This is a genomic window from Niveispirillum sp. SYP-B3756 (assembly GCF_009495745.1).
In the GTDB taxonomy this organism is placed as follows: domain Bacteria; phylum Pseudomonadota; class Alphaproteobacteria; order Azospirillales; family Azospirillaceae; genus Niveispirillum.
Map to the genome: position 1 here is coordinate 696,565 of NZ_WIDQ01000001.1, position 21,607 is coordinate 718,171.

The window sequence follows — 21,607 nt, forward strand, 5'->3', positions numbered from 1 at the left end:
GGTTAGAGCCGGGTGCGTTTAACCGGAAACGCACCCGGCTCTAACTCCTTGTTCAGCGAGCAGATTCACGCTCCAAAGCGATGCCGCTTTTCCGCGATCTGCTCTAGCAGCGGCAGCCCCGCAGCGGATTCATGTGCCAGCAGCCAGCGCTTGCGCTCCAGCCCGCCAGCATAGCCGGTCAGCGTGCCATTGGCCCCGACCACCCGGTGACAGGGCACGACAATGCCGATCGGGTTGGCCCCATTGGCCAGCCCCACCGCCCGCATCGCCGTGGGCTGGCCCAGCCGCCGGGCCAACTCGCCATAGGTCACCGTCTGCCCGGCGGGGATGGCGCGCAGGCAATGCCAGACGGATTTCTGGAAATCCGTACCGTTGGTGGCCACCGCCACCCGTTCCAGCGCCGTCAGATCGCCGGCGAAGTAATCCCCCAGCGCCTGGGCCAGCGGAGCGGGCGTGGGAGCCTCGGTCAGGCTGACGGGGCCATAATGCCGGGCCAGCAGCCTGTCCATCCGTTCCCGGTAATCCAGGAAATCCAGCGCCCGCAACTGGCCCGACACATCCGTCACCAGCAGGATGGTGCCGATGGGGCTGGTGAAATGGTGCAGGAACAAGGGTGACATCGGCGGCATCTCCGGCAAGGCGCTATCGTCATGATGCCATCAAATATGGCGCCATGGCGGGGTTATTCGGGGACGTGCCCCGCCCATGACGATCCTGCACGCGGTTTTATCGCCGATGGCTTGACCGGGGGGAAGGGATGGGGGCATAAATACATCCTATATCGGAACTATTCTTTGCAAGGTGACTTCTATGGCCCGGCTTCTGGTCTGCATCCTGCTGGTGATGGGCACCCTGCTGGGCATTGCGGGTGTGGATCTGGTGCTGCCCGCCCTGCCGGACATGGCGCTGTGGCCCGATGGCGGGGTGGCCAAGGCGCAACTGGTGATCGCCGCCTATATTGGCGGTACGGCGGCGGGGCTGCTGCTGTTCGGCAGCCTGGGCACGCGGGTGGACCGGCGCTGGCTGCTGCTATTTTCCATCCTGTCGCAACTGGTGCTGTCGCTGGCCTGTGCAGCGGTGGAAAATCTGGATGTGCTGATTGGGCTGCGCCTGCTGCAGGGGCTGTTGGGGGGTGCGCCGGCCGTCTTCGCACCCGGCATGATCCGCCGTCTGTTTGATGAAAAAGGGGCGATGCGGGCGCTGGGCGCGCTGGGCAGTATCGAGGCGCTGGCCCCCGCCCTGGCCCCCCTGGCCGGTGCCGGGCTGGTGGTGCTGGGCGGCTGGCGGCTGCCCTTTCTGGTGACGGGCGGGCTGGCGGTTCTGGTGGCACTCTGCCTGTTCGCCGGGCGCGGCCTGTTGCCGGCGGGGCCGGCACCGCGCACGCTGGGCTCCTATCCAAGGCTGCTGGGTGATCCGGTATTTCTGCGCTATGCCCTGTCCCAATCGCTGCTGCTGGGCGGCCTGCTGGTGGTGGTGTTCAGCGCCCCGGCCGTCATCACCCGCAGCATGGGCGGGGAGATGGCGGATTTCATCCTGATGCAGATGATTGGCGTCACCCTGTTCATCCTCTGCGCCAATCTGGCGGGGCCGCTGGCGGGCAGGATCGGGGCGGAACGGCTGATCCTGATCGGCACCCTGTCGGCCCTGGTTTCCGCCTTGCTGCTGCTGGCCTATGCGCTGGCGGGCGGGAATAATCCCCATCTGCTGCCGTTGCTGCTGGCGCCGATGAATATCGGGCTGGGTCTGCGCGGGCCGCCGGGTTTCCTGCGCGCGATGATGGCCGGGCGGGGGGATGATGACCGGGCATCGGCCCTGGTCATTCTGGCCATCACCCTGTTTGCCGCCGCCAGCACCGCCCTTGTCGCGCCCTTCCTGGGTGCAGGGCTGATCACGCTGGCCGTGGGGGCCTTGGTGATGCAACTGGCCGCCACCGCCAGCCTGCTGGCCCTGCCGCCGCTCTCCGGCCCCGTGCCGGCCGCTGCGGCAGGGGATTGAGGCGGCCGGCTGTATTTCCCTTGCCGCCGGTGGTGATGCGGGGTTCAATCAGCCGGGGCTAAGGTTAATGGGGAAACCAGCATGAGTTATTCTGTGGGAGAGGGCGGGACCAAATCGCGCGAGCTGGTCATCATCGTCCATGCGCTGAACGTGGCAAGCTGCTTTGTCGGCCTGACCGGGCTGGTGGCTGTCATCATCGCCTATCTGAAGCGGGGGGAGATGGGCAGCGACATCTGGTACGATCACCTGAGTTTCGCCATCCGCACCTTCTGGATCGGGTTTGTTGTCAGCCTGATCGGTCTGCTCACCAGTTTTATCGGCATCGGCTTTCTGATCCTGATGGTGGTTTTTGTCTGGTATCTGGTACGCACCATCTTCGCCCTGCTGAAGGCGATCGAGAATAAGCCGATCCCCAACCCTGACAGTTTCCTGATCTGATATCGGGCTTTGACAAGAAAAAAGGCCGGTTGCCTCCCCACGAAGCAACCGGCCTTTGCTTTTGTCACAACCTTGATGTCAGGCAGTGACGAGCTTGGGATTGGGGCCGTACTGATTGTCCTTTTCTTCGCTGTCCATGCAGCAGAAGACGATCAAAACGATGGAGCCCAATACCGGAACGAATTGAATAAGCAGCCACCAGCCACTGCGCCCACTGTCATGCAGGCGGCGCACAGCAACAGCGAAGGAAGGAATCAATATCGCCAGCGCGTAGATCACACCGAGCACGCCCGAAGTGCCGAGGATCGCACCCTCGACGACAGCTAAGGCGACAGCGATGATGATATTGATCAGAAGGAACATCCAATATTCCTTGCGCCGGGCGCGGCCGTTGAAATCCGCATACTGGCGCATAACTTTAAGATACCAGTTCACTTCATCCCCCCAAAAAATTAAAGCGAACTACCATATCTGATTAACAATCAATTGGTCAATTACCCACAGCTGATTATCTCCTCCGTGGAAACATCGGATAATGGCAGGGTGATCAGGCCTTACACCAACAGCACGAAATCATGACCGATGGTCACACTTTTGTGCCCCTCAGCCAGCCGCTCATACCCACCCGTAGCTTCCAGGATGACATGAGGGTTTGGAAGGCGGCTTGGAGGCCGGCGACCGCCGGCTCAGCACTTCGTGGCGCGGAAGCCAAGGGTGCCTTAAGCGCCCGCCCGGCAACTGAGGGAACAGGTAAATACCAAGAGCCATGATCCATGGCTCTTGGTATGATGGCAACTTCAACAGGAGGGCGTGCCCATGGTCGATTCACGGGTTGGTTCATCGACAGGCAATGTGGTTGGCGGTTCGGTGGCGGAAAGCGGTGGGCGCCGCACCGGTCCGGCTGCCGTGCCCGGCGTATCCGGCCGGGGCATTCCGCTGGGGCGTCCCGGCAATCGCTGGCCCAATCCCAAGGAACTGGCCGCCTTGCTGGTGGACGGCATTCTGCGCCTGCCGGCCCGGTATCGCCGGGGCATGTTCCTGGATGTGCTGACCTGATTTGCCCTCCCCTTTCCGCCCGGTGCGTTTGAGATTTTCCCTTGAGACTGGCCCTTTACCAGCCGGACATTCCGCAGAATGCCGGCACCCTGATCCGTCTGGGCGCCTGCCTGGATGTGGGGATCGATATTATTGAGCCCTGCGGCTTCATCCTGGATGACCGTCGTCTGCGCCGCAGCGTGATGGATTATGCCGATCACGCCGATATCACCCGCCACAGCAGTTGGGAACGGTTCAACCAGACCCGCCAGGGACGGCTGGTGCTGCTGACCACGCGCGCCGCCGTGCCGCATGTGGATTTCACCTTCCAGCCGGATGACATTCTGCTGCTGGGCCAGGAAAGCTGCGGCGTGCCCGATCATGTGCATGACGCCGCCGATGCCCGCGTGCTGGTGCCGATGCGTCAGGGGGCACGCTCGCTTAATGTGGCAGTGGCGGCGGCCATCGTAGTGGGGGAGGCTTTGCGCCAGACATCACTTTATCCTACCGCCTCCCCCGCCATTTCCGGTTAAATCCTTGCCCTGACCTTCCCGCCAACACCGGACCGCCGTCATGCCCACGCCCTTGCCCCCGCCAGAGATTGTTACCCAGCGCAAGGCCCAGGCCCGCGCCTGGTTTGAGGAATTGCGCGACCGGATTTGCGCGGCTTTCGAACGGCTGGAGGATGAGCTGGCCGGCGGTCCCCATGGGGCTCTGCCGCCCGGCCGGTTTGAGCGCAAGCCCTGGTCGCGCCCCAACCATGATGGCGCTGACGGCGGCGGCGGGGTGATGGGCCTGATGAAGGGTCGGGTGTTTGAAAAGGTGGGGGTGAATGTCTCCACCGTTCACGGCACCTTCTCGCCTGAATTCCGCGCCAATATCCCTGGTGCGGGGGAAACGGGGGAATTCTGGGCCAGCGGCATCAGCCTGGTGGCCCATATGCGCAGCCCCCTGGTGCCGGCCGTGCATATGAATACAAGGATGCTGGTGACGGGCCAGGGCTGGTTCGGCGGCGGGGCCGATCTGACGCCGATGTTCCTGGATTCTGTGGAAACGGCCGAGGATGCCGCCGATTTCCATGCCGCCTTGAAGGCCGCCTGTGACGCGCATGGGGATGATTACTATCCCCGTTTCAAGGAATGGTGCGACCGTTACTTCTTCCTGCCGCATCGCGGGGAACCGCGCGGGGCCGGCGGTATTTTCTATGACAACCTGGATACCGGCGACTGGGCGGCGGATTTCGCCTTCACCCGCGCCGTCGGGCTGGCCTTTCTGGATGCCTATCCCCGCATCGTCGCCCGCCGGATGCATCTGGCCTGGAATGAGGCCCAGCGCGAGCATCAGCTGATCCGCCGGGGCCGCTATGTCGAGTTCAACCTGATCCATGATCGCGGTACGCTGTTCGGCCTGAAGACCGGCGGCAATATCGAAGCCATCCTGATGAGCCTGCCGCCGGAAGTGAAATGGCCGTGAGTGTAGCGTTTGTTGATCAGGCGGCAGAAGCCGCCCCCGCCCTGCCGCCCCACCCGCTGCTGCTGGTGCGCCATGGGCAAACGGAATGGAATGTCGCCGCCCGCTGTCAGGGCCAGTTGGACAGCAACCTGACAGTGCGGGGCCGGGCCCAGGCCGACCACGTTGGGTCCATCCTGCGCCGGCTGGTGGAAACCATCCCCGACTGGCGGGAGACGGTGCGGCTGGTCGCCTCCCCGCTGGGGCGGACGATGGAAACAGCCCGCATCATCAACCGCCATCTGGACCTGCCCATCCAGCAGGATGCCCGCATCGCGGAAGTCAGCTTCGGCCGCTGGGAAGGCATGACGCGGGACGAGATTTACCGCGCCAACCCCTGGCTGTCGGCCCATGGCCCGCATGGCTGGCAGTTCCGCGCCCCGGCAGGGGAACGGTATGAACAGGTGCAGGCCCGCCTGTTCGCCTTTCTGGCGGAGATCGACCGCCCCACCATCGCCATTTCGCATGGGATGAGCGGGCGGATTTTGCGCGGCCATTATGCCGGCCTGTCCCCGGAACGCGCCGTGCGCCTTGCCGTGCCGCAGGATCGCGTCTGGCGCCTGACGCCAAAGGGCGTGGAGGAGTTGGGATAGAAGGGGGCAGCCGCATCCAAGGCACCGCCCCTCCCCCCTTCACAAGAACAGCGTCAGCACGCCGGTATAGCCATAAAGCTGGGCATTCGAAATCTCCCCACCGGCGAAATAGCCGGTCAGCGGGAAGTCCCCCAGATGCTGGCGAATCAGGCCCAGTTCCACGCCATCCGTGCCGAACAGGTTGCGGCCACGGGCCACGCAACTGATATAGATGCCGCCCTGCACCGGGCCGGACAGGCGGCGTTTCACCTGTTCCAGCATCCGTTCCAGGTCCACCAGGGCGGCATCGCGGTCACGGCGGCAGAACAGGATGGGTTGGCCATTATTGAGGTTTTCCCCAATGGCGATCCAGCCGCGTTCCAGATCAATGGCGGTCAGATTACGCGTCAGGTAATCGCCGCGATCAAAGCCCTGGATGGGCAGGCCGGCAAAGACCAGGCCGCCCACACGCCGCAGATCGCCTGCCAATTCCGGGCCGATATCCTGCTTGAAGACGTCCAACGCCGGCCTGCCGTCAATCTCCATCACCACATGCTTTTCGGCGCGGGTGATGGTGTGGATACCGCCCAGAACAGTTGACCCTTGGGTCAAACCTGTCACCACCGGGACGTCGGCATCGAACAACACCCCACCCACGCCCTCACCACTGACCAGGGGGCCGGCGGCCAGCGCCTGTTCACCCCGCGATGCCGTCAGCCCGCCGACCAGGAAACAGCCGGTGCGCCCGGCCAGATCGGTCAACAGGTCGGGCAGGCGGGCATGGCGCGGGTCGCCATGCACCAGCCCCAGCAGGGGCGCATGGTCGCGCAGCCAGGGCTCCAGGCTGGACAGTGGTGCTGTGCCATCCGTCAGCGGCGGCAAGGCGGCAAAGCTGCCTTCGTCAAACCGGCCCAGCAGCACCGACACGGCGGGCTGGTCGAACAGTTCCACCGATCCGGCACAGACACCCAACCCGACAGTCCCCACCCAGTCGCGCACGCCGGTGACACCGCGCAACAGGGTGACGATGCTGGAAAACTGGTCGGCCAGCGCATCGGTGACATAGACGATGCCCAGATTGGCACCGGGGACCAGGGTCAAGCCATCCAAGCAGGCCTTGGCGGCCTGTGACCAGTCCGGCCCGGTGCCCAGGCTGCTGGCAAAGCGGGGGGCGGTCGCCGGCATATCTTCCATGATCACTCAGCCTGCCTTCTTCATCTTGTCCAGCACAGCGGTGACGCTGGGCAGGATATTGCGCACGATCACGGCAACACCTTCCTGTGTCGGGTGCATCCCGTCTTCCTGGTTCAGTTTCGGGTCCATCGCCACCCCTTCCAGGAAGAAGGGATAGAGCGGTACATCATGCTTCTTTGCCAGGTCGGGATAGATGGCATCAAAGCGGCGGGCGTAATCGCTGCCCAGATTGCGCGGTGCCATCATGCCGGCCAGCAGGGCAGGCACGCCGCGTTCCTTCAGCTTGGTCAGAATCTTGTCCAGGTTTTCCCGCGTGGCGGCGGGATCGATGCCACGCAACCCGTCATTGGCCCCCAATTCCACGATCACCAGATCGGGCTTGTCGGCCAGCAGCCAATCCAGCCGGGCCAACCCGCCCGCCGTGGTTTCACCCGACACACCGGTGGCAGGGGCCACCACATGATACCCCTTATCCTTCAGTGCCTTTTCCAACTGGCTGGTGAAGGCGGCGTCACGCGGCAGCTTGTACCCGGCGGAAAGGCTGTCCCCCAGCACGATGATCTTGGTGGGGGCGGCCTGTTGCGCCGGAGCCGGGGGCGCTAGCGCGAACAGAGTGAAAAGAAGCAGCCCGAAGACGGCAATCATCCGGTTGAATAACCCACCCTCGGGGCCATATCGCATTACATTGTCCAACACGCGGGATTCCCTCATGGCGCAGCCCATCTCTCCGGCCGAGTCCGTTGTCGCCCTTCGGCAGGTCCATCTTAAGCTGGAGAGTGAGGCCGGCCCCGTCAACATCCTGAAAGGTATCAATCTGGTCGTCGGGCGCGGCGAGCGGGTCGGCGTGGTGGGGCCCAGCGGCTCCGGCAAATCCTCCATGATGATGATTTTGGGCGGTTTGCAGCCGCCCAGCAGCGGGTCGGTGCAGGTGAATGGCCATGAACTGACCCGCATGGGGGAGGATGATCTGGCCCGTTTCCGCCGGGATGAGGTGGGGATCGTCTTCCAGTCCTTCCACCTGATACCCACCATGACGGCGCTGGAAAATGTGGCCATTCCACTGGAGTTTGCCGGCTTGCCCGATGCGTTCGACCGTGCCCGGCGCGGGCTGGAGGCGGTGGGGCTGGGCCACCGGCTGACCCATTATCCTGGCCAGCTTTCCGGGGGCGAACAGCAGCGCGTGGCCCTGGCCCGCGCCTTCGCCCCGGAACCGGCCCTGCTGCTGGCCGACGAACCGACGGGCAATCTGGATGGCGATACCGGGCGCAAGGTGATTGACCTGATGTTCGGCATGGCTGAACGCCACGGCACCACCATCGTGCTGATCACCCATGATCCGGCCCTGGCCGAAAGCTGCGACCGGGTGATCCGGCTGGTGGATGGGCTGATCGTCGATGACCGGGCGGGGGGGATCGCACCATGAGCGTGACAACCCTGCCCGGACAGGCGACGGGCGGTCGCCATGCCGCCGGGCTGCTGGGCCAGCTTGCCATGGCGCTGCGCATAGCGCGGCGGGAGTTGCGCGGCGGCCTGTCCGGCTTTCGCATCTTCATCGCCTGTCTGGCCATCGGCGTGGCGGCGATTGCCGCCGTGCAATCCATTTCCGCCGGCATCACCGACAGTTTGCAAAGCGATGGTCGCGCCATCCTGGGCGGCGATGTTTCGGCCCGCATCCTCTATCGGGAAGCGACGCCGGAACAGTTACGCTGGCTGGCCGAGCGGGGGGAGGTGCTGACCAGTGCCGAAATGCGGGCCATGGCGCGCGACCCCGCCGACAGCGGGCAAAGCGCGCTGGTGGAACTGAAATCCGTCGGCCCGGCCTATCCGCTTTATGGCCAATTCCAGATCCAAGGGCCGGATGGCCAGCCGCAGGTGGTGGATGTGCAATCGCTGCTGGCTGCCCGCGATGGCAGCTTTGGCGCGTTGATCGAGGATACGCTGGCCACCCGGCTGGACCTGAAAACCGGCTCCAAGGTGGCGGTCGGTGAATTGACGCTGGAAGTGCGTGGCATCATCGCGGCGGAGCCGGACAAGGCGGGGTCGGGCAGCTTTTCCCTTGGCCCCCGGATGATGGTGTCCGAAGCGGCCCTGAAACAGACGGGGCTGATCCAGCAGGGCAGCCTGATCACCTGGTCCTATCAGGTGAAACTGCATAGTGGCGTGACGGTGGAACAGTTCCGCGATCAGGCCAAGGCAGAGATGGCGGACGCCAACTGGCGTTTACGTGATTACACCAACGCCGCCCCCGGTCTGACCCGCTTCATCGACCGGCTGGCCCTGTTCCTGACCCTGGTGGGGCTGACGGCCCTGCTGGTCGGCGGGGTGGGCGTGGGCAATGCCGTGCGCGCCTATATGGATACCAAGTCCGCCACCATCGCCACGCTGAAATGTCTGGGCGCGCCGGGCGCGCTGATCTTCCAGGTCTATCTGATCCAGATATTGGTCCTGGCATCGGTCGGTATCGTCCTCGGCCTGATCGTGGGGGCCATTGTGCCGCTGTTGACGGGCCACGCCCTGGCGGGGTTGCTGCCCATCACCGCCCGCATCGGGCTTTATCCAGGGGCGCTGGCCATTGCGGCGGGCTTTGGCTATCTGACGGCCCTCTGCTTCTCGCTCTGGCCCTTGGGGCGGGCGCGGCAGGTGCCGGCGGTGGCCCTGTTCCGCGATCTGGTACAGAAGGCGCAGGGAAGACCCGGCGGGGCCTATCTGGCCGGTATTGCCCTGTCCGGGCTGGGGCTGGCGGGGTTGGCCGTGGCGACGGCGCGTGAACAATTATTCGCCGCCGGCTTTGTCGTTGGTTCCCTGCTGGTGCTGGCGGCCTTCTGGGGGGCTGGCTGGTTGATCACACGGGGCGCGCGGGCGCTGGGCCGGCCCAGGCGCCCTGTGCTGCGGCTGGCGCTGACCAATATCCACCGGCCCGGCAACCCCACCAGTGCGGTGGTGCTGTCGCTGGGGCTGGGCCTGACCGTGCTGGTGGCCATCGCCCTGATCGAAGGCAATTTCCGGCGCGAGGTGCAGGAGAAGCTGCCCGTCGACGCGCCGTCCTTTTTCTTTGTTGATATCCAGGGCGATCAGGCGGACGCCTTCCGCCAGACAGTGCTGGCGGTGCCCGGCGCGCATGACCTGAACATGGTGCCCAACCTGCGCGGTCGCATCGTGGCCGTGAATGGGGTGGAAGCCGAACAGGCGGTGAAGGACAAGGCGAATGCCTGGGTGCTGAATGGCGACCGGGGTGTCACCTATCAGGCGGCGGCACCCAAGGATGATGTGGTGCTGGCGGGCCAATGGTGGCCGGCGGATTATCAGGGCCCGCCCAAGCTGGCCATCTACAAGGATATCGCCACCACCTTCGGCATCGGCCCCGGCGACCGCATGACGCTGAACATCCTGGGCCGCGACATTGAAGGCGAAGTGGCCGTGGTGCGGGAGATCGACTGGGAAAGCATCGGCATCAACTTCACCTTGATCTTCTCCCCCGGTGTGCTGGAGGCGGCCCCGCAGACCTATCTGGCCACCATCATGGCCGACCCGGCATCGGAAGCCACCATCCAGCGGGAGGTGGCGCGGCGCTTCAGCAATATCAGTGCGGTGCGGGTGAAGGATGCGCTGGAAACCATTTCCGGCATTCTGGGCAATGTCGGTGTGGCGGTGCGGCTGACAGCGGCGGTGACACTGGTCGCCGGCACGCTGGTGCTGGCGGGGGCGATTGCCGCCGGGCACCGCCGCCGCGTCTATGATGCGGTGGTGCTGAAGGTGCTGGGGGCCACGCGCGGTACGGTGCTGCGCGCCTTCCTGCTGGAATATGGCTTGCTGGGTCTGGTGACATCGGCTTTCGCCGGGTTGCTGGGTACCTTGGTTGCCTGGGCGGTGCTGACCAAAGTCATGGATTTCGGTTTCACCTTCCTGCCGCAATCGGTGTTGCTGACCACCCTGCTCTGCACCGGCATCACCCTTACATTGGGCTTCATCGGTACTTGGCGGGCGCTCAGCCAGCCGGCGGCACCGTTGCTGCGCAATGATTGATGCAGCTGGTTTTTGCTTGTTTTAACCTTGCTGCCCCATGATGCTGTTGCGGCGGTATCTGCACCGGAGATGCCGCCTACAACCGTCATGGCGAATGGTCATCAGACAGGCCTATCAATAAGCGGGGTTCGGGGATGGAAACGGTGGATGAGGCGCTGAACGCCAAGCTGATTGCCTGCTGGCAGGCAGCGCTGAATACCGATGACCCGGAGGAAAGCCAGCGCTGGGTGGAAATGGCAGAATGGTTGAGCCACCGGGGCGACATACCGATGCCGCCGCCTGAACCGGCCACCAGCAGGCGGCGGGTGAGTGATGAGCGACGCCGCTTTCCCCGCGTGCCGGTGCGCAGCCCCGCCTTGCTGGCCCTGGAAGGCAGGGTACTGCGCGGGGAAACCCTGAACCTGTCCCGCACCGGCGCCTGTTTCATGTTCACCGATCAGAATGATCTGGGGGAGGGGGAGACCGGCAGCTTCACTGTCCAGGGCTGGCTGGAAGACCGCCCTGCCCTGGTACTCGCCGTGGAGCCGGGCATGTTGCGCCTGCGGTTTGCGGATCGCTGACCTTCCCCAAGCCCCTTTCCCCGGCGACGGCCTTGGTTCATCCTGCGGATAACCAAGGGGAAACGCCGATGACCAGCGACAGCGATTATCCGCGCACCGCGCGTGGCAGCAACCTGTTCGACAGCGACACCAACCTGATCCGGTTGCTGGAACGCCGCAGCCCGCATGTGCTGGAAGCCCACGAAGGGCGCTTGTCGGAATTTGGGGCCTGGGCCGGTGGCCCGCTGGATGAACAGGCCGAGTATACCGACCGCTTCGCCCCGCCCCGGCTGGATGCTTATGATATTGACGGTAACCGGCGGGGCCGCGTCATCCTGAACCCCGATTACCGCGCCTGCCATGCCGAGGCCTATCGCCGGGGGGCGGTGGGGCTGGCCTATCAGCCGGAGGGGCTGGGGCCGACGGGGGCGCCCTCCCACACCGCCTGTTTCACCATGGGCTATATGCTGTCCCAGGCCGATATCTCCATCCATTGCCCCGTCACCATGACGGGGGCGGTGGCCTATGTGCTGGACCGGCTGGCCCCGCCGGCCGTACGCGGGCGGTACCTGCCCGAACTGGTGCGGATGGATGGCAATGCCCTGTCCGGTGGCACCTGGGCCACCGAACTGCATGGCGGGTCGGATGTGGGGGCCAGCACCACGCGGGCCGAGGCCCGTAACGACGGGTTCCGCCTGCATGGCATCAAATGGTTCACCAGCAATGCCGGGTCCGGCTTGGCGCTGGCCACGGCCCGGCCCGACGGGTCGGAGTCCGGCGGGCGCGGGCTGGGCTGCTATCTGGTGCCCAGCCATCTGGACGATGGCACGCCCAACCACTACCGCACCCGCCGGCTGAAGGAAAAGGCAGGCACGCGTGGGCTGGCCACGGCCGAACTGGACCTGGAGGGCGCCTTCGCCCTGGAAGTGGCGGCCCCGCCCGATGGGTTGAAGGCGATGATGGCGGCCCTGGAATATAGCCGCATCCATAATGCCGTCGGTTCCGCCGGGCTGCTGCGCCGCGCCTTCCTGGAATCCGCCGGCTGGGCCGGACACCGCACCGCCTTTGGCCATGCTTTGCGCCATTACCCGGTGGTGCAGGACCAGTTGCTGGATATGCAGATGGAGCTGGAGGCAGCCACGGTGCTGTCCTTCGAGTCGGTCTTTGCCTTCGATGCGCATCTGGCCGACCCCGATCAGGGGGATGACTGGCTGCGGCTGGTGACAGCGCTGGCCAAATACCGCACGGCGGAACAGGCGGTGACGGCGTGCCGGCAGGCGGTGGAGATGGTGGGCGGCAATGGCTATACCGACGAAATGCCGACATCACGCTTCTACCGCGATTGTCTGGTGGTGTCGGTCTGGGAAGGGCCGGCCAATATCCAGGCCCTGGAACTGCTGCGGCTGGTGACGGGCAAGCGGGCCGGCGATCAGATTTTCCTGGCCCGGATGGGTGCCATCCTGGCCGATCTGCCCAGCCCCAACCGCGAAGCGGCCGCCGATGATGTGACCGCCATTCTGGAAGGGGCGCTGGAGGAATGCCGCGCGGCGCTGGCCTTCCTGCGCCGCAATCCCGGCCAGGGGCCACGCCATGGCCGCCGCCTGCTGACACTGCTGGCCGACACGGCGGCAGCTTCCCTTTTGTGTGAAGAGGCGGTAGCCGATCTGGCCCTGGGCGACCGGCGCAAATGGCTGGTGGCCTGCCGCTTCGTGCGCAAGGTACTGGGCAAGGCCGACCCGATCAGCGCCGATATCGACCCGGCCAACGCCGAATTCGATGCCGTTCTGGCCTATGATCCGGTGGATTGAAATGAGATTTTTTGGGCCGGCAATCACCAGGGATCAGTAGATAAATATCCTTATAGTAAATTTACATTCAGATCCAATAAAATTACCTTTTATCGGGGGTAATTTATATGAAAATTTCTATCACTAGCTTGGGATCTCGTGGAGATGTTCAGCCGATTGCAGCCGTAGCGTCTGCCCTTGCGGCACGCGGACATGACGTCATATTCGTCACAACCCCCGCATGTGCGGGTTTGTTGCAGGGAACCGGTGTCCGGCTGGGCCTGCTCGATGGCGATATACGGGAGGAACTCGCCTCTGCTGATGGGCTGCGCCTTATCGCTTCCGGCAAGAAGCCGGCGGCTGCCATCCGTGCGGCAAGGGCCATATGCGCGCGAAACATCGACCGATGGTGGACGGGCATCAAACGAGAGACGGCGGGATCGGATCTGTTCATTGGGGAGACCAGCAGCCTGAGCGCGATGTTGTCGCTTGCCGAGGCCAGCAATCGACCCTTTCTATGGGCTTGTATGCAGCCGCTTGTCCCAACGGGCGCCTTTCCAAGCCCGTTGATCGCTCCCCCTCAACAGCCGTTGCCGCCATGGGGCAACCGGCTTCATCACTTCATCATCGACCAGATGCTGTGGCAGTCGACCCGATCCTATGTGAACAAGGCCCGGCGCAACATTATCGGCCTGCCCGCTTGGCCGCTGTCCGGTCCCATTGCCAAGGTTCACCGCGAACGGCGGCCGACATTGCTGGCCTATAGTGAGCATCTTGTGCCGCGGCCGGATGATTGGGACGATAATGTTTCGGTGACGGGTTATTGGTTTCTTGAAAAACCGTCGGGATGGGTACCGCCCGAGGCACTGACCCAATTCCTCGCAGCGGGCGCGCCGCCGGTTTATATCGGTTTTGGAAGCATGACCTTCCCTGATCCGCAATCGACCACGAGATTGATTCTCTCGGCACTGAAGTCGGTGGGCTGCCGGGCCATCATTGCCGCAGGCTGGGGTGGGCTGGTACCTGAGACACCATCGAGAGATGTGTTTGTCGTGGGGGAAGCGCCCCATGATTGGTTATTTCAACATGTCGCGCTGGCTGTGCATCATGGCGGCGCTGGCACAACGGCATCGGCCCTTCGTGCCGGCATCCCGTCGGTGATCGTGCCCTTCATGGCCGATCAGTTCTTTTGGGGCGCACGCTTGACATCTATTGGCGTTTCAGGCCCGGCATTGCCCTATTCAAGTCTGACGGTCGATGAATTGGCCCATGCCATTCGGTCGGCACTCGCCGATAGTACCATGCGCCGGGCAGCGGCCCGGATCGGTATGCTCATCCGCAGTGAAAATGGGATTGCGACAGCAGTGGGAATTATCGAGTCGGTCGCGGTGTCGTCGAGGCCGTTAAAGACACCCGGCCTGGCGTAAAGGCCTCCCCGCCCCGGTGATGGATAAAGGGGCCGTTCAAGGAATAGGACGGGCGTCATCACTGACGGTTTACCGCCATTCGATGCCCGCGTCGGACGGTAGCCGGAAAGGGGATACCGGCCAACGGGAACAGCATAGCTGTTTCCACATCCTTTTTCGTTGCCGTACCCCCTCCCCTTCGTCGAGGTTTTCGTCCATATGTTGGCGGAACCATTTGCCGCTGACCGTTTTTCGGAGCCGACCCATGCCATCCCGCCTCGAACAGCTTTGTGTCCAGAAGGGCCTGAAGATGACCGAACAGCGCCGCGTCATCAGCCGCGTCCTGTCCGACAGCCAGGACCACCCGGATGTGGAGCAGGTTTACCGGCGGGCTATTGAGATCGATCCGCATATTTCCATCGCCACCGTCTATCGCACCATGCGCCTGTTTGAAGAGGCGAACGTGATCGAACGGCTGGATTTCGGCGATGGCCGCGCCCGCTACGAAGAGGCGCGCGACGAACATCACCATCATCTGATCGATGTGCAGAGCGGTGAAGTGGTGGAATTCTCCAATGAGGATCTGGAGATCATCAAGGAGAAGATCGCCGACGAGCTGGGGTATAAGCTCATCGGTCACCGTCTGGAATTGTACGGTGTGCGCAAGGACCGCCCGGTCACCCAGCCGCAGGCCGGTGGCCTGGCCGCCGCCAAGAAGATGTGATCCATGCGCCGCTGCGGCACAGGGGGCAGTGACGGGGGGATGGCGGGGGATGGCGATTGCTGCCGTCCCGCCGTCACCCGCGCCTATCGGGAAATGCGCGCCAGCGGCGCGCCTGAGCCTTATTGCCTGGACGCGGCCATGGCGGTGTACCGCTGGTATCACCCGGAAAGCTCACCGCCCGATGCCGCCGGCATTGTCTCCTTCTGGATCGCCGACGGCCGCCGTCATTGATCTGGCATGATCAATGACGGTTGATATCGCTTCTGCATTTCTGCTTTTTTAAATGAAATCTTGTCCGCCTATATTCCAGACGGACAAAAAACCACAAACATCCCACCAATACTATCTATCAGCAGTTGCCGACAACGCGACTGTTGCTGAGATCGCCGAAGGCCGGATGGGCCTGAATGGCACGCGGTGCCGTGCGGGCCGCCGCCCGGGCCGCATCGTCTGCCGCCAGGGCAGCCAGGGCCAGAAACTCCGCCAAGTCTTTCATCTGACTGCGTTTTGCGTCCACCACCAGACTTTCCAGACAGCGCTTGATGGCGATCGCCACCTCTTGCTCGCGGTTGCTGCTGCTATTTTCGGCGATCAGCATCTGGTTTGCATAAGTCATATGAGTCCCCCAGCCGTCATCTGGCCTTGTTGATTACCTCACCTCCAGGACTTTACATAAAATCCATCTATTTTGATAGATGTAAACGTATTAATATTTCGTTTTACAGGCCTTAACAATAACACCTGTTTTAACGGCGTGCAAACAAACCCTGGTTGAACTGGTTGATGGGCGACCTCTCGCCTTAGGATTTATTGGAACCCCTTGATAAGGGCAGTCTATGCGCCAGACAAATATCCTGGTTTCTCCTGTATGCGGCCCATATCTTTCTCCAAATCCCCTTCCGTAGGACTCATACTATTTTATATTGCTGTGTCAGTCCTATGACGTTGACTGTGCCGACTCGGGGAAAGAATCATCGCCGGATAGACCCGATCACGGTGCTGAGGCCGGGAAACAGAGCGGACCCGCAAGGTGCCAGTTGCAGCATCTGTCACAGGTGCCTATATCTGCTTTGCACCAAGGGCCGATCACGAGCTCTTGGGGTTTGGCCGGGTACGGCCATATATGGATACAGCAAAACCCATGGGGATCGCCCCTGCGGTGCCGGAACAGGATCGGGCCGCGGGCGTTCTGCCGGAAACGAGAGGTCGTCATGAGCAAGGTTATCGGGATCGATCTGGGCACCACCAATTCGTGCGTGGCCGTTATGGAAGGCACGCAGGCCAAGGTCATCGAAAATGCCGAAGGTGCGCGTACCACCCCGTCGATGGTCGCCTTCACGCAGGGCGGCGAACGTCTGGTCGGTCAGCCGGCCAAGCGTCAGGCCGTCACCAACCCCGACAATACGCTGTTCGCGATCAAGCGCCTGATCGGCCGTCGCTATGACGACCCGGTGACCAAGAAGGACGCCGCCCTCGTTCCTTATAAGATCGTCTCTGGCGGCAATGGCGACGCCTGGGTCGAATCCCATGGTGAAAAATACAGCCCCAGCCAGGTCAGCGCCTTCATCCTGCAGAAGATGAAGGAAACCGCTGAGGCTTATCTGGGTGAAAAGGTCACCCAGGCCGTTATCACCGTGCCCGCCTATTTCAATGACAGCCAGCGTCAGGCCACCAAGGATGCCGGCCGGATCGCCGGCCTGGAAGTGCTGCGCATCATCAACGAGCCGACGGCCGCCGCCCTTGCCTATGGCATGGAAAAGAAGGGTGCCGGCACCATCGTCGTGTATGATCTGGGTGGTGGTACGTTCGACGTGTCGATCCTGGAAATCGGCGACGGCGTGTTCGAGGTGAAGTCCACCAATGGCGACACCTTCCTGGGCGGTGAAGATTTCGACGGCAAGATCATCGATTATCTGGCCGAGGAATTCCAGAAGGAGCAGGGCATTGACCTGCGCAAGGACCGTCTGGCCCTGCAGCGCCTGAAGGAAGCCGCCGAAAAGGCCAAGATTGAGCTGTCCAGCTCCGTCCAGACGGAAGTGAACCTGCCCTTCATCACCGCCGATGCGTCCGGTCCGAAGCACCTGAACATCAAGCTGACCCGCGCCAAGCTGGAAGCCCTGGTGGAAGATCTGGTGCGCCGCACCGTCGGCCCCTGCCAGGCGGCGCTGAAGGATGCCGGCCTGAAGGCGTCGGAAGTGGACGAGGTAATCCTGGTCGGCGGCATGACCCGTATGCCCAAGATCATTGAGACCGTGAAGCAGATCTTCGGCAAGGAGCCGAACCGTGGCGTGAACCCCGACGAGGTGGTGGCCATCGGTGCGGCCATCCAGGGCGGCGTGCTGAAGGGCGACGTCAAGGACGTGCTGCTGCTGGACGTCACCCCGCTGTCGCTGGGTATTGAGACGCTGGGCGGCGTGTTCACCCGCCTGATCGATCGCAACACGACGATCCCGACCAAGAAGTCCCAGGTCTTCTCCACGGCGGAAGACAACCAGTCGGCCGTGACCATCCGCGTGTTCCAGGGTGAACGCGAAATGGCCGCCGATAACAAGATGCTGGGCCAGTTCGACCTGATGGGCATCCCGTCCGCCCCGCGCGGCGTGCCGCAGATCGAAGTGACCTTCGACATCGACGCCAACGGTATCGTCAATGTGTCCGCCAAGGACAAGGCGACGAACAAGGAGCAGACCATCCGCATCCAGGCTTCCGGCGGTCTGTCGGATGCCGACATCGACAAGATGGTGAAGGACGCCGAGGCGCACGCCGCCGAGGACAAGAAGCGCAAGGAGCTGGTGGAAGCCCGCAACCACGCTGACGGCCTGATCCACTCCACCGAGCGCACCCTGTCGGAAAATGGCGACAAGATCGCTGCTGCCGACAAGAGTGCGGTGGAAGCCGCCATTGCCGAGCTGAAGTCCGCCCTGGGTGGTGACGATGCCGCCGCCATCAAGGCCAAGACCGACGCCTTGGCCCAGGCCTCCATGAAGGTGGGTGAGGCGCTGTACAAGGCCGGCCAGGAAGGCCCCGCCGGTGCTGCCGATGCCGGCCCGTCCGACGATGACGCGCCCGCCGGTGACAAGGTGGTCGATGCCGACTTCGAGGAAGTCAACGACGATCACCGCAAGAAGGGCTGATCCCCAGCCTTTCCCCTGATCAGGGGGCGGGACCGCCGGTTCCAGAATGGCGCGGGCCCGCCCGGAAATCTCCGGGCGGGCCTGTTGCATGATGGGGCAAGGCATGACAGATGTTGGAATGGTGCGAATCCGGCAGCAGCACACGATGGTGGGCGGCCGGACCGGTTGGGAAGGGGCTTGAGGCCGCCATGTCGAAGCGCGATTATTATGATGTCCTGGGCGTTCAGAAATCCGCCAGCGCGGATGACCTGAAGAAGGCCTATCGCAAGCTGGCCATGCAGTACCACCCGGACCGCAACCAGGGTGACAAGGGTGCTGAGCAGAAATTCAAGGAAGTCAGCGAAGCCTATGATTGCCTGAAGGACGAGCAGAAGCGGGCTGCCTATGACCGATTCGGCCATGCCGCCTTTGAAGGCGGCGGTGGTGGGCGTCCCGGTGCCGGGCCGGGCGGCTTTGATTTCGGCGGCGGTTTCGCTGACATCTTTGATGAGATGTTCGGTGAGTTCATGGGCCGTGGCCGTGGCGGCGCCCCGGGTCAGAGCAATAATCGCGGCAATGACCTGCGCTATAATCTGGAAATCAGCCTGGAGGATGCCTTCAAGGGCAATACCACCCAGGTGCGCGTGCCCACCAGCGTGATGTGCGATCCCTGCGGCGGGTCAGGCGCGGAGGCGGGCAGCAGCCCCACCACCTGCACCACCTGTAACGGGGCCGGCAAGGTGCGGGCCCAGCAGGGATTCTTCACCATCGAACGCGCCTGCCCCACCTGCGGTGGCGCTGGACGAGTGATCAAGGATCCCTGCCGCCATTGCGGTGGCCAGGGCCGCGTGCGCAAGGAAAAGACCCTGCAGGTCAATATTCCGGCGGGCGTGGAGGATGGTACCCGCATCCGTCTGGCCGGTGAGGGCGAAGCGGGCCTGCGCGGCGGCAGCCCCGGCGATCTTTATATTTTCCTCTCCCTGGCGCCACACCGCTTCTTCCAGCGTGATGGGGCCAACCTGCATTGCCGGGTGCCGATCCCGATGACTGTGGCAGCCCTGGGCGGCAATGTCGAAGTGCCGACGATTGATGGCAACCGCGCCAAGATCAGTGTGCCCGCCGGCACCCAGACGGGCCACCAGTTCCGCCTGAAAGGCAAGGGCATGAGCGTGCTACGCAGCCCGGCGCGCGGTGACATGTATATCCAGGTGGTGGTGGAAACGCCGGTCAACCTGACCAAGCGCCAGCAGGAACTGCTGAAGGAGTTCGATAAGGAGGCCGAGGCCGGCCATAATCCCGAGTCGGAAGGCTTCTTCGCTAAGGTCAAGGAACTCTGGGCCGATCTGAAGGATTGATCGGCACGGTGGTTTCCGTAAAAAGCCCGGACAGTGGCAGCACCGTCCGGGCTTTTTTTATTATCTACGAACGATAGGGCGGGTTACGGGATCAACCGTAACCCGTGCTCCTGTCAGCGGGCCAGCCCTTGCGCCAGATTGGGCTGGTCCAGCGGCACGAAGCCGTAATGCTTCAGCCAGCGCAGATCAGCCTCAAAGAAGGTGCGCAGGTCGGGGATGCCGTATTTCAGCATGGCCATGCGCTCGATCCCCATGCCGAAGGCAAAGCCCTGATACTTGGTGCTGTCGATGCCGCAATTTTCCAGCACCTTGGGGTGCACCATGCCGCTGCCGCCAATTTCCAGCCAATCGCCGAAATTGCCCAGCTTCAGCTCCCCGCCCTTGCGCGCGCAGCCGATATCGATCTCTGCCGACGGTTCGGTGAAGGGGAAGAAGCTGGGGCGGAAACGGATGGGCAGATCGTCGATCTGGAAGAAGGCGCGGCAGAATTCCAGCAGCGTCCCCTTCAGATGGCCCATATGGATATCTTCCCCGATCACCAGCGCTTCCACCTGATGGAACACCGGCGTGTGGGTCTGATCATAGTCGGAACGGTAGGTGCGGCCCGGGGCGATGATGCGGATGGGCGGCTTTTCCGTCAACATGGTGCGGATCTGCACCGGGCTGGTATGGGTGCGCAGCACGCGCGCCGCCCCATCGGCAGCCGGCGGCAGATAGAAGGTGTCGTGCATCTGCCGCGCCGGATGTTCCGGCGGGATGTTCAGGGCGGTGAAATTATGGAAATCCGTCTCGATATCCGGCCCTTCGGCGACGGTGAAGCCCATGGCGCCGAAAATGGCCACGATCTCATCCACCGTCTGGCTGATCGGGTGGATGCGGCCCTGGCTTTCCGGGCGGGACGGCAGGGTAACGTCGATGCGCTCCGCCTCCAGCTTCTTGGCCAGTTCGGCGGCCTTCAGTTCACCCCGGCGCGCCTCGATGGCGGCTTCCACGGCGATCTTCACGGCGTTCAGGGCGGCACCGCGCGTCTTGCGCTCATCCGGCGTCAGGGTGCGCATGTCGCCCATCAGCGCCGTGATGCGGCCCTTCTTGCCCATGGCCGACACCCGCACCTCCTCCAGCGCGGCGCTGTCGGAGGCCCCGGCGATGGTGGCCAGCAATTCGGACTGAAGAGTGTCGAGCGTGTCCATGATGGTCCTGGAAAACAATGAAGGGGCATCAGCCCGGTTGGAATTCAGCCAGCGGCGTGATCAGGTACGCCCATGAGGGGGTGGGTGACAAGGCCCGTATCCGGCCCACCAGCCTTGTGTCGGCAGTGATCAAGGGGATACCCGACCGAATCGCCAGGGCCACATAAACATGTCATAGGCGGGATGGCTGGTGGCTGATGCCAGTTCCAACGCCATCCCCATCAGGTCGTGCGATGGGGTCACGGTCAGGCGCAGGCTGGACAATGCGTCAAGCGCCTGCTGGCCCAGTTCCACCGTCAGATCCCCGCGCGCCTGCTTTTTCCAGATGATATTGGTGATTTCGGCAAACATCAGGTCTGGTGCGTGCAGCCCACAATAAACCAGTGGCTCCGCCTGGTACGAATCCGGTTCCGTCGTGGCCAGCTTGATGGCCACGCTGGCATCCAGCACGACTCTCATCGGTGGTCGCTGTCCCGATCTTCGCGCAGCAGCAGTTCCGATGGCGTTCGGCACATGCCGGCCGTGGCGGCACGCAGGGAGGCCAGACGCTCGATCAGCTCGGGGCTTTGCCCTGCCGCCAGCGTATGCTGAAGGATGCTGGCCACCTCCTCCTCCACGGTTCGACCAGAACGGCTGGCACGATCCGCCAGCCCCTTGATCAGACTGTCATCAAGGTTGCGGATGAGCAGCGAGCCCATGGGGAATCTCCATCATCACTGGATTTGAC

The 21,607-nt window shown here is 63.4% G+C and carries 23 protein-coding genes; 15 read left to right on the top strand and 8 right to left on the bottom strand.

All coding sequences use genetic code 11. The features are described from left to right. Positions 1 to 65: 65 nt before the first annotated feature. A complete protein-coding gene (locus tag GE253_RS03285; RefSeq protein ID WP_247878444.1) occupies positions 66 to 620 on the bottom strand; it encodes a methylated-DNA--[protein]-cysteine S-methyltransferase in 555 nt (184 codons plus the stop codon). A 190-nt stretch (positions 621 to 810) separates the two neighbouring features. On the opposite strand from GE253_RS03285, the gene GE253_RS03290 reads away from it, so the two are divergent. Both GE253_RS03290 and GE253_RS03295 read left to right on the top strand, forming a co-directional pair. After that, positions 811 to 1,995, top strand: coding sequence for an MFS transporter (locus GE253_RS03290; protein WP_153202656.1), 1,185 nt, complete (start codon positions 811 to 813; stop codon positions 1,993 to 1,995). Positions 1,996 to 2,076: 81 nt separating this feature from the next. After that, positions 2,077 to 2,433: a hypothetical protein gene (locus GE253_RS03295; RefSeq protein ID WP_153202657.1), complete on the top strand. Its 357-nt coding sequence runs from the start codon at positions 2,077 to 2,079 to the stop codon at positions 2,431 to 2,433. A gap of 78 nt (positions 2,434 to 2,511) precedes the next feature. Here GE253_RS03295 and GE253_RS03300 read toward each other — a convergent pair whose 3' ends face one another. Next, positions 2,512 to 2,868: a DUF805 domain-containing protein gene (locus tag GE253_RS03300; protein WP_348770768.1), complete on the bottom strand. Its 357-nt coding sequence runs from the start codon at positions 2,866 to 2,868 to the stop codon at positions 2,512 to 2,514. A gap of 381 nt (positions 2,869 to 3,249) precedes the next feature. On the opposite strand from GE253_RS03300, the gene GE253_RS03305 reads away from it, so the two are divergent. Genes GE253_RS03305 through GE253_RS03320 form a run of 4 tightly spaced genes read left to right on the top strand, consistent with a single transcriptional unit; the run spans position 3,250 to position 5,570 of the window. Then, positions 3,250 to 3,489 carry a hypothetical protein gene (locus GE253_RS03305; RefSeq protein WP_153202658.1) on the top strand — a complete coding sequence of 80 codons (240 nt, stop codon included), beginning with the start codon at positions 3,250 to 3,252 and terminating at the stop codon, positions 3,487 to 3,489. Positions 3,490 to 3,530: 41 nt separating this feature from the next. Continuing rightward, a complete protein-coding gene (locus GE253_RS03310; RefSeq protein ID WP_153202659.1) occupies positions 3,531 to 4,001 on the top strand; it encodes a TrmH family RNA methyltransferase in 471 nt (156 codons plus the stop codon). Positions 4,002 to 4,041: 40 nt separating this feature from the next. Next, the gene (hemF, locus tag GE253_RS03315; RefSeq protein ID WP_153202660.1) at positions 4,042 to 4,941 is read left to right on the top strand and encodes an oxygen-dependent coproporphyrinogen oxidase; all 900 of its coding nucleotides are present in this window, start codon (positions 4,042 to 4,044) and stop codon (positions 4,939 to 4,941) included. Next, complete coding sequence (locus tag GE253_RS03320; protein WP_153202661.1) at positions 4,932 to 5,570, top strand: histidine phosphatase family protein; 639 nt, start codon at positions 4,932 to 4,934, stop codon at positions 5,568 to 5,570. Before hemF ends, GE253_RS03320 begins: the two co-directional genes overlap by 10 nt. 39 nt (positions 5,571 to 5,609) lie before the next feature. Here the strand turns inward: GE253_RS03320 and GE253_RS03325 are convergent, their stop codons facing one another. Then, positions 5,610 to 6,743 (bottom strand): FIST C-terminal domain-containing protein, encoded by a 1,134-nt coding sequence (locus tag GE253_RS03325; protein WP_153202662.1) that lies wholly within the window; start codon positions 6,741 to 6,743, stop codon positions 5,610 to 5,612. Between the two features lie 6 nt (positions 6,744 to 6,749). Then, positions 6,750 to 7,388, bottom strand: coding sequence for an arylesterase (locus tag GE253_RS03330; protein ID WP_247878445.1), 639 nt, complete (start codon positions 7,386 to 7,388; stop codon positions 6,750 to 6,752). A 64-nt stretch (positions 7,389 to 7,452) separates the two neighbouring features. Here GE253_RS03330 and GE253_RS03335 point away from each other — a divergent pair, with 64 nt between their 5' ends. The 7 genes from GE253_RS03335 to GE253_RS03365 all read left to right on the top strand — a co-directional run bounded on the left by GE253_RS03335 (position 7,453) and on the right by GE253_RS03365 (position 15,453). Further along, entirely contained in the window at positions 7,453 to 8,166 is a 714-nt protein-coding gene (locus tag GE253_RS03335) for an ABC transporter ATP-binding protein (RefSeq protein ID WP_153202664.1), read from the top strand. Continuing rightward, positions 8,163 to 10,766: an FtsX-like permease family protein gene (locus GE253_RS03340; RefSeq protein ID WP_153202665.1), complete on the top strand. Its 2,604-nt coding sequence runs from the start codon at positions 8,163 to 8,165 to the stop codon at positions 10,764 to 10,766. Before GE253_RS03335 ends, GE253_RS03340 begins: the two co-directional genes overlap by 4 nt. A 134-nt stretch (positions 10,767 to 10,900) precedes the next feature. Further along, positions 10,901 to 11,326, top strand: a complete 426-nt coding sequence (locus GE253_RS03345) for a PilZ domain-containing protein (RefSeq protein ID WP_153202666.1) — start codon at positions 10,901 to 10,903, stop codon at positions 11,324 to 11,326. A gap of 68 nt (positions 11,327 to 11,394) precedes the next feature. Next, positions 11,395 to 13,113: an acyl-CoA dehydrogenase family protein gene (locus GE253_RS03350; RefSeq protein ID WP_153202667.1), complete on the top strand. Its 1,719-nt coding sequence runs from the start codon at positions 11,395 to 11,397 to the stop codon at positions 13,111 to 13,113. 107 nt (positions 13,114 to 13,220) lie between these two features. Then, on the top strand, positions 13,221 to 14,519 hold the full coding sequence (locus GE253_RS03355; RefSeq protein WP_153202668.1) for a glycosyltransferase: 1,299 nt from the start codon (positions 13,221 to 13,223) through the stop codon (positions 14,517 to 14,519). Between the two features lie 244 nt (positions 14,520 to 14,763). Further along, positions 14,764 to 15,222 carry a Fur family transcriptional regulator gene (locus tag GE253_RS03360; protein WP_153202669.1) on the top strand — a complete coding sequence of 153 codons (459 nt, stop codon included), beginning with the start codon at positions 14,764 to 14,766 and terminating at the stop codon, positions 15,220 to 15,222. Between the two features lie 3 nt (positions 15,223 to 15,225). Next, complete coding sequence (locus tag GE253_RS03365; protein WP_247878446.1) at positions 15,226 to 15,453, top strand: hypothetical protein; 228 nt, start codon at positions 15,226 to 15,228, stop codon at positions 15,451 to 15,453. 118 nt (positions 15,454 to 15,571) lie between these two features. Here GE253_RS03365 and GE253_RS03370 read toward each other — a convergent pair whose 3' ends face one another. After that, positions 15,572 to 15,838, bottom strand: a complete 267-nt coding sequence (locus GE253_RS03370) for a hypothetical protein (protein WP_153202670.1) — start codon at positions 15,836 to 15,838, stop codon at positions 15,572 to 15,574. Positions 15,839 to 16,433: 595 nt separating this feature from the next. Here GE253_RS03370 and dnaK point away from each other — a divergent pair. Together dnaK and dnaJ are read left to right on the top strand one after the other, a co-directional pair. Next, positions 16,434 to 18,356, top strand: coding sequence for a molecular chaperone DnaK (dnaK, locus tag GE253_RS03375; RefSeq protein ID WP_153202671.1), 1,923 nt, complete (start codon positions 16,434 to 16,436; stop codon positions 18,354 to 18,356). 188 nt (positions 18,357 to 18,544) lie between these two features. Then, entirely contained in the window at positions 18,545 to 19,690 is a 1,146-nt protein-coding gene (gene dnaJ / locus GE253_RS03380; protein ID WP_153202672.1) for a molecular chaperone DnaJ, read from the top strand. A 113-nt stretch (positions 19,691 to 19,803) separates the two neighbouring features. Here the strand turns inward: dnaJ and pheS are convergent, their stop codons facing one another. From pheS to GE253_RS03395, 3 genes are all read right to left on the bottom strand, one after another. Continuing rightward, positions 19,804 to 20,880 (bottom strand): phenylalanine--tRNA ligase subunit alpha, encoded by a 1,077-nt coding sequence (gene pheS / locus GE253_RS03385; protein ID WP_153202673.1) that lies wholly within the window; start codon positions 20,878 to 20,880, stop codon positions 19,804 to 19,806. A 129-nt stretch (positions 20,881 to 21,009) separates the two neighbouring features. Beyond that, positions 21,010 to 21,339: a type II toxin-antitoxin system VapC family toxin gene (locus GE253_RS03390; RefSeq protein WP_153202674.1), complete on the bottom strand. Its 330-nt coding sequence runs from the start codon at positions 21,337 to 21,339 to the stop codon at positions 21,010 to 21,012. Next, positions 21,336 to 21,578: a hypothetical protein gene (locus GE253_RS03395; protein WP_153202675.1), complete on the bottom strand. Its 243-nt coding sequence runs from the start codon at positions 21,576 to 21,578 to the stop codon at positions 21,336 to 21,338. The genes GE253_RS03390 and GE253_RS03395 overlap by 4 nt, the downstream gene beginning before the upstream one ends. Between the last annotated feature and the right edge of the window lie 29 nt (positions 21,579 to 21,607).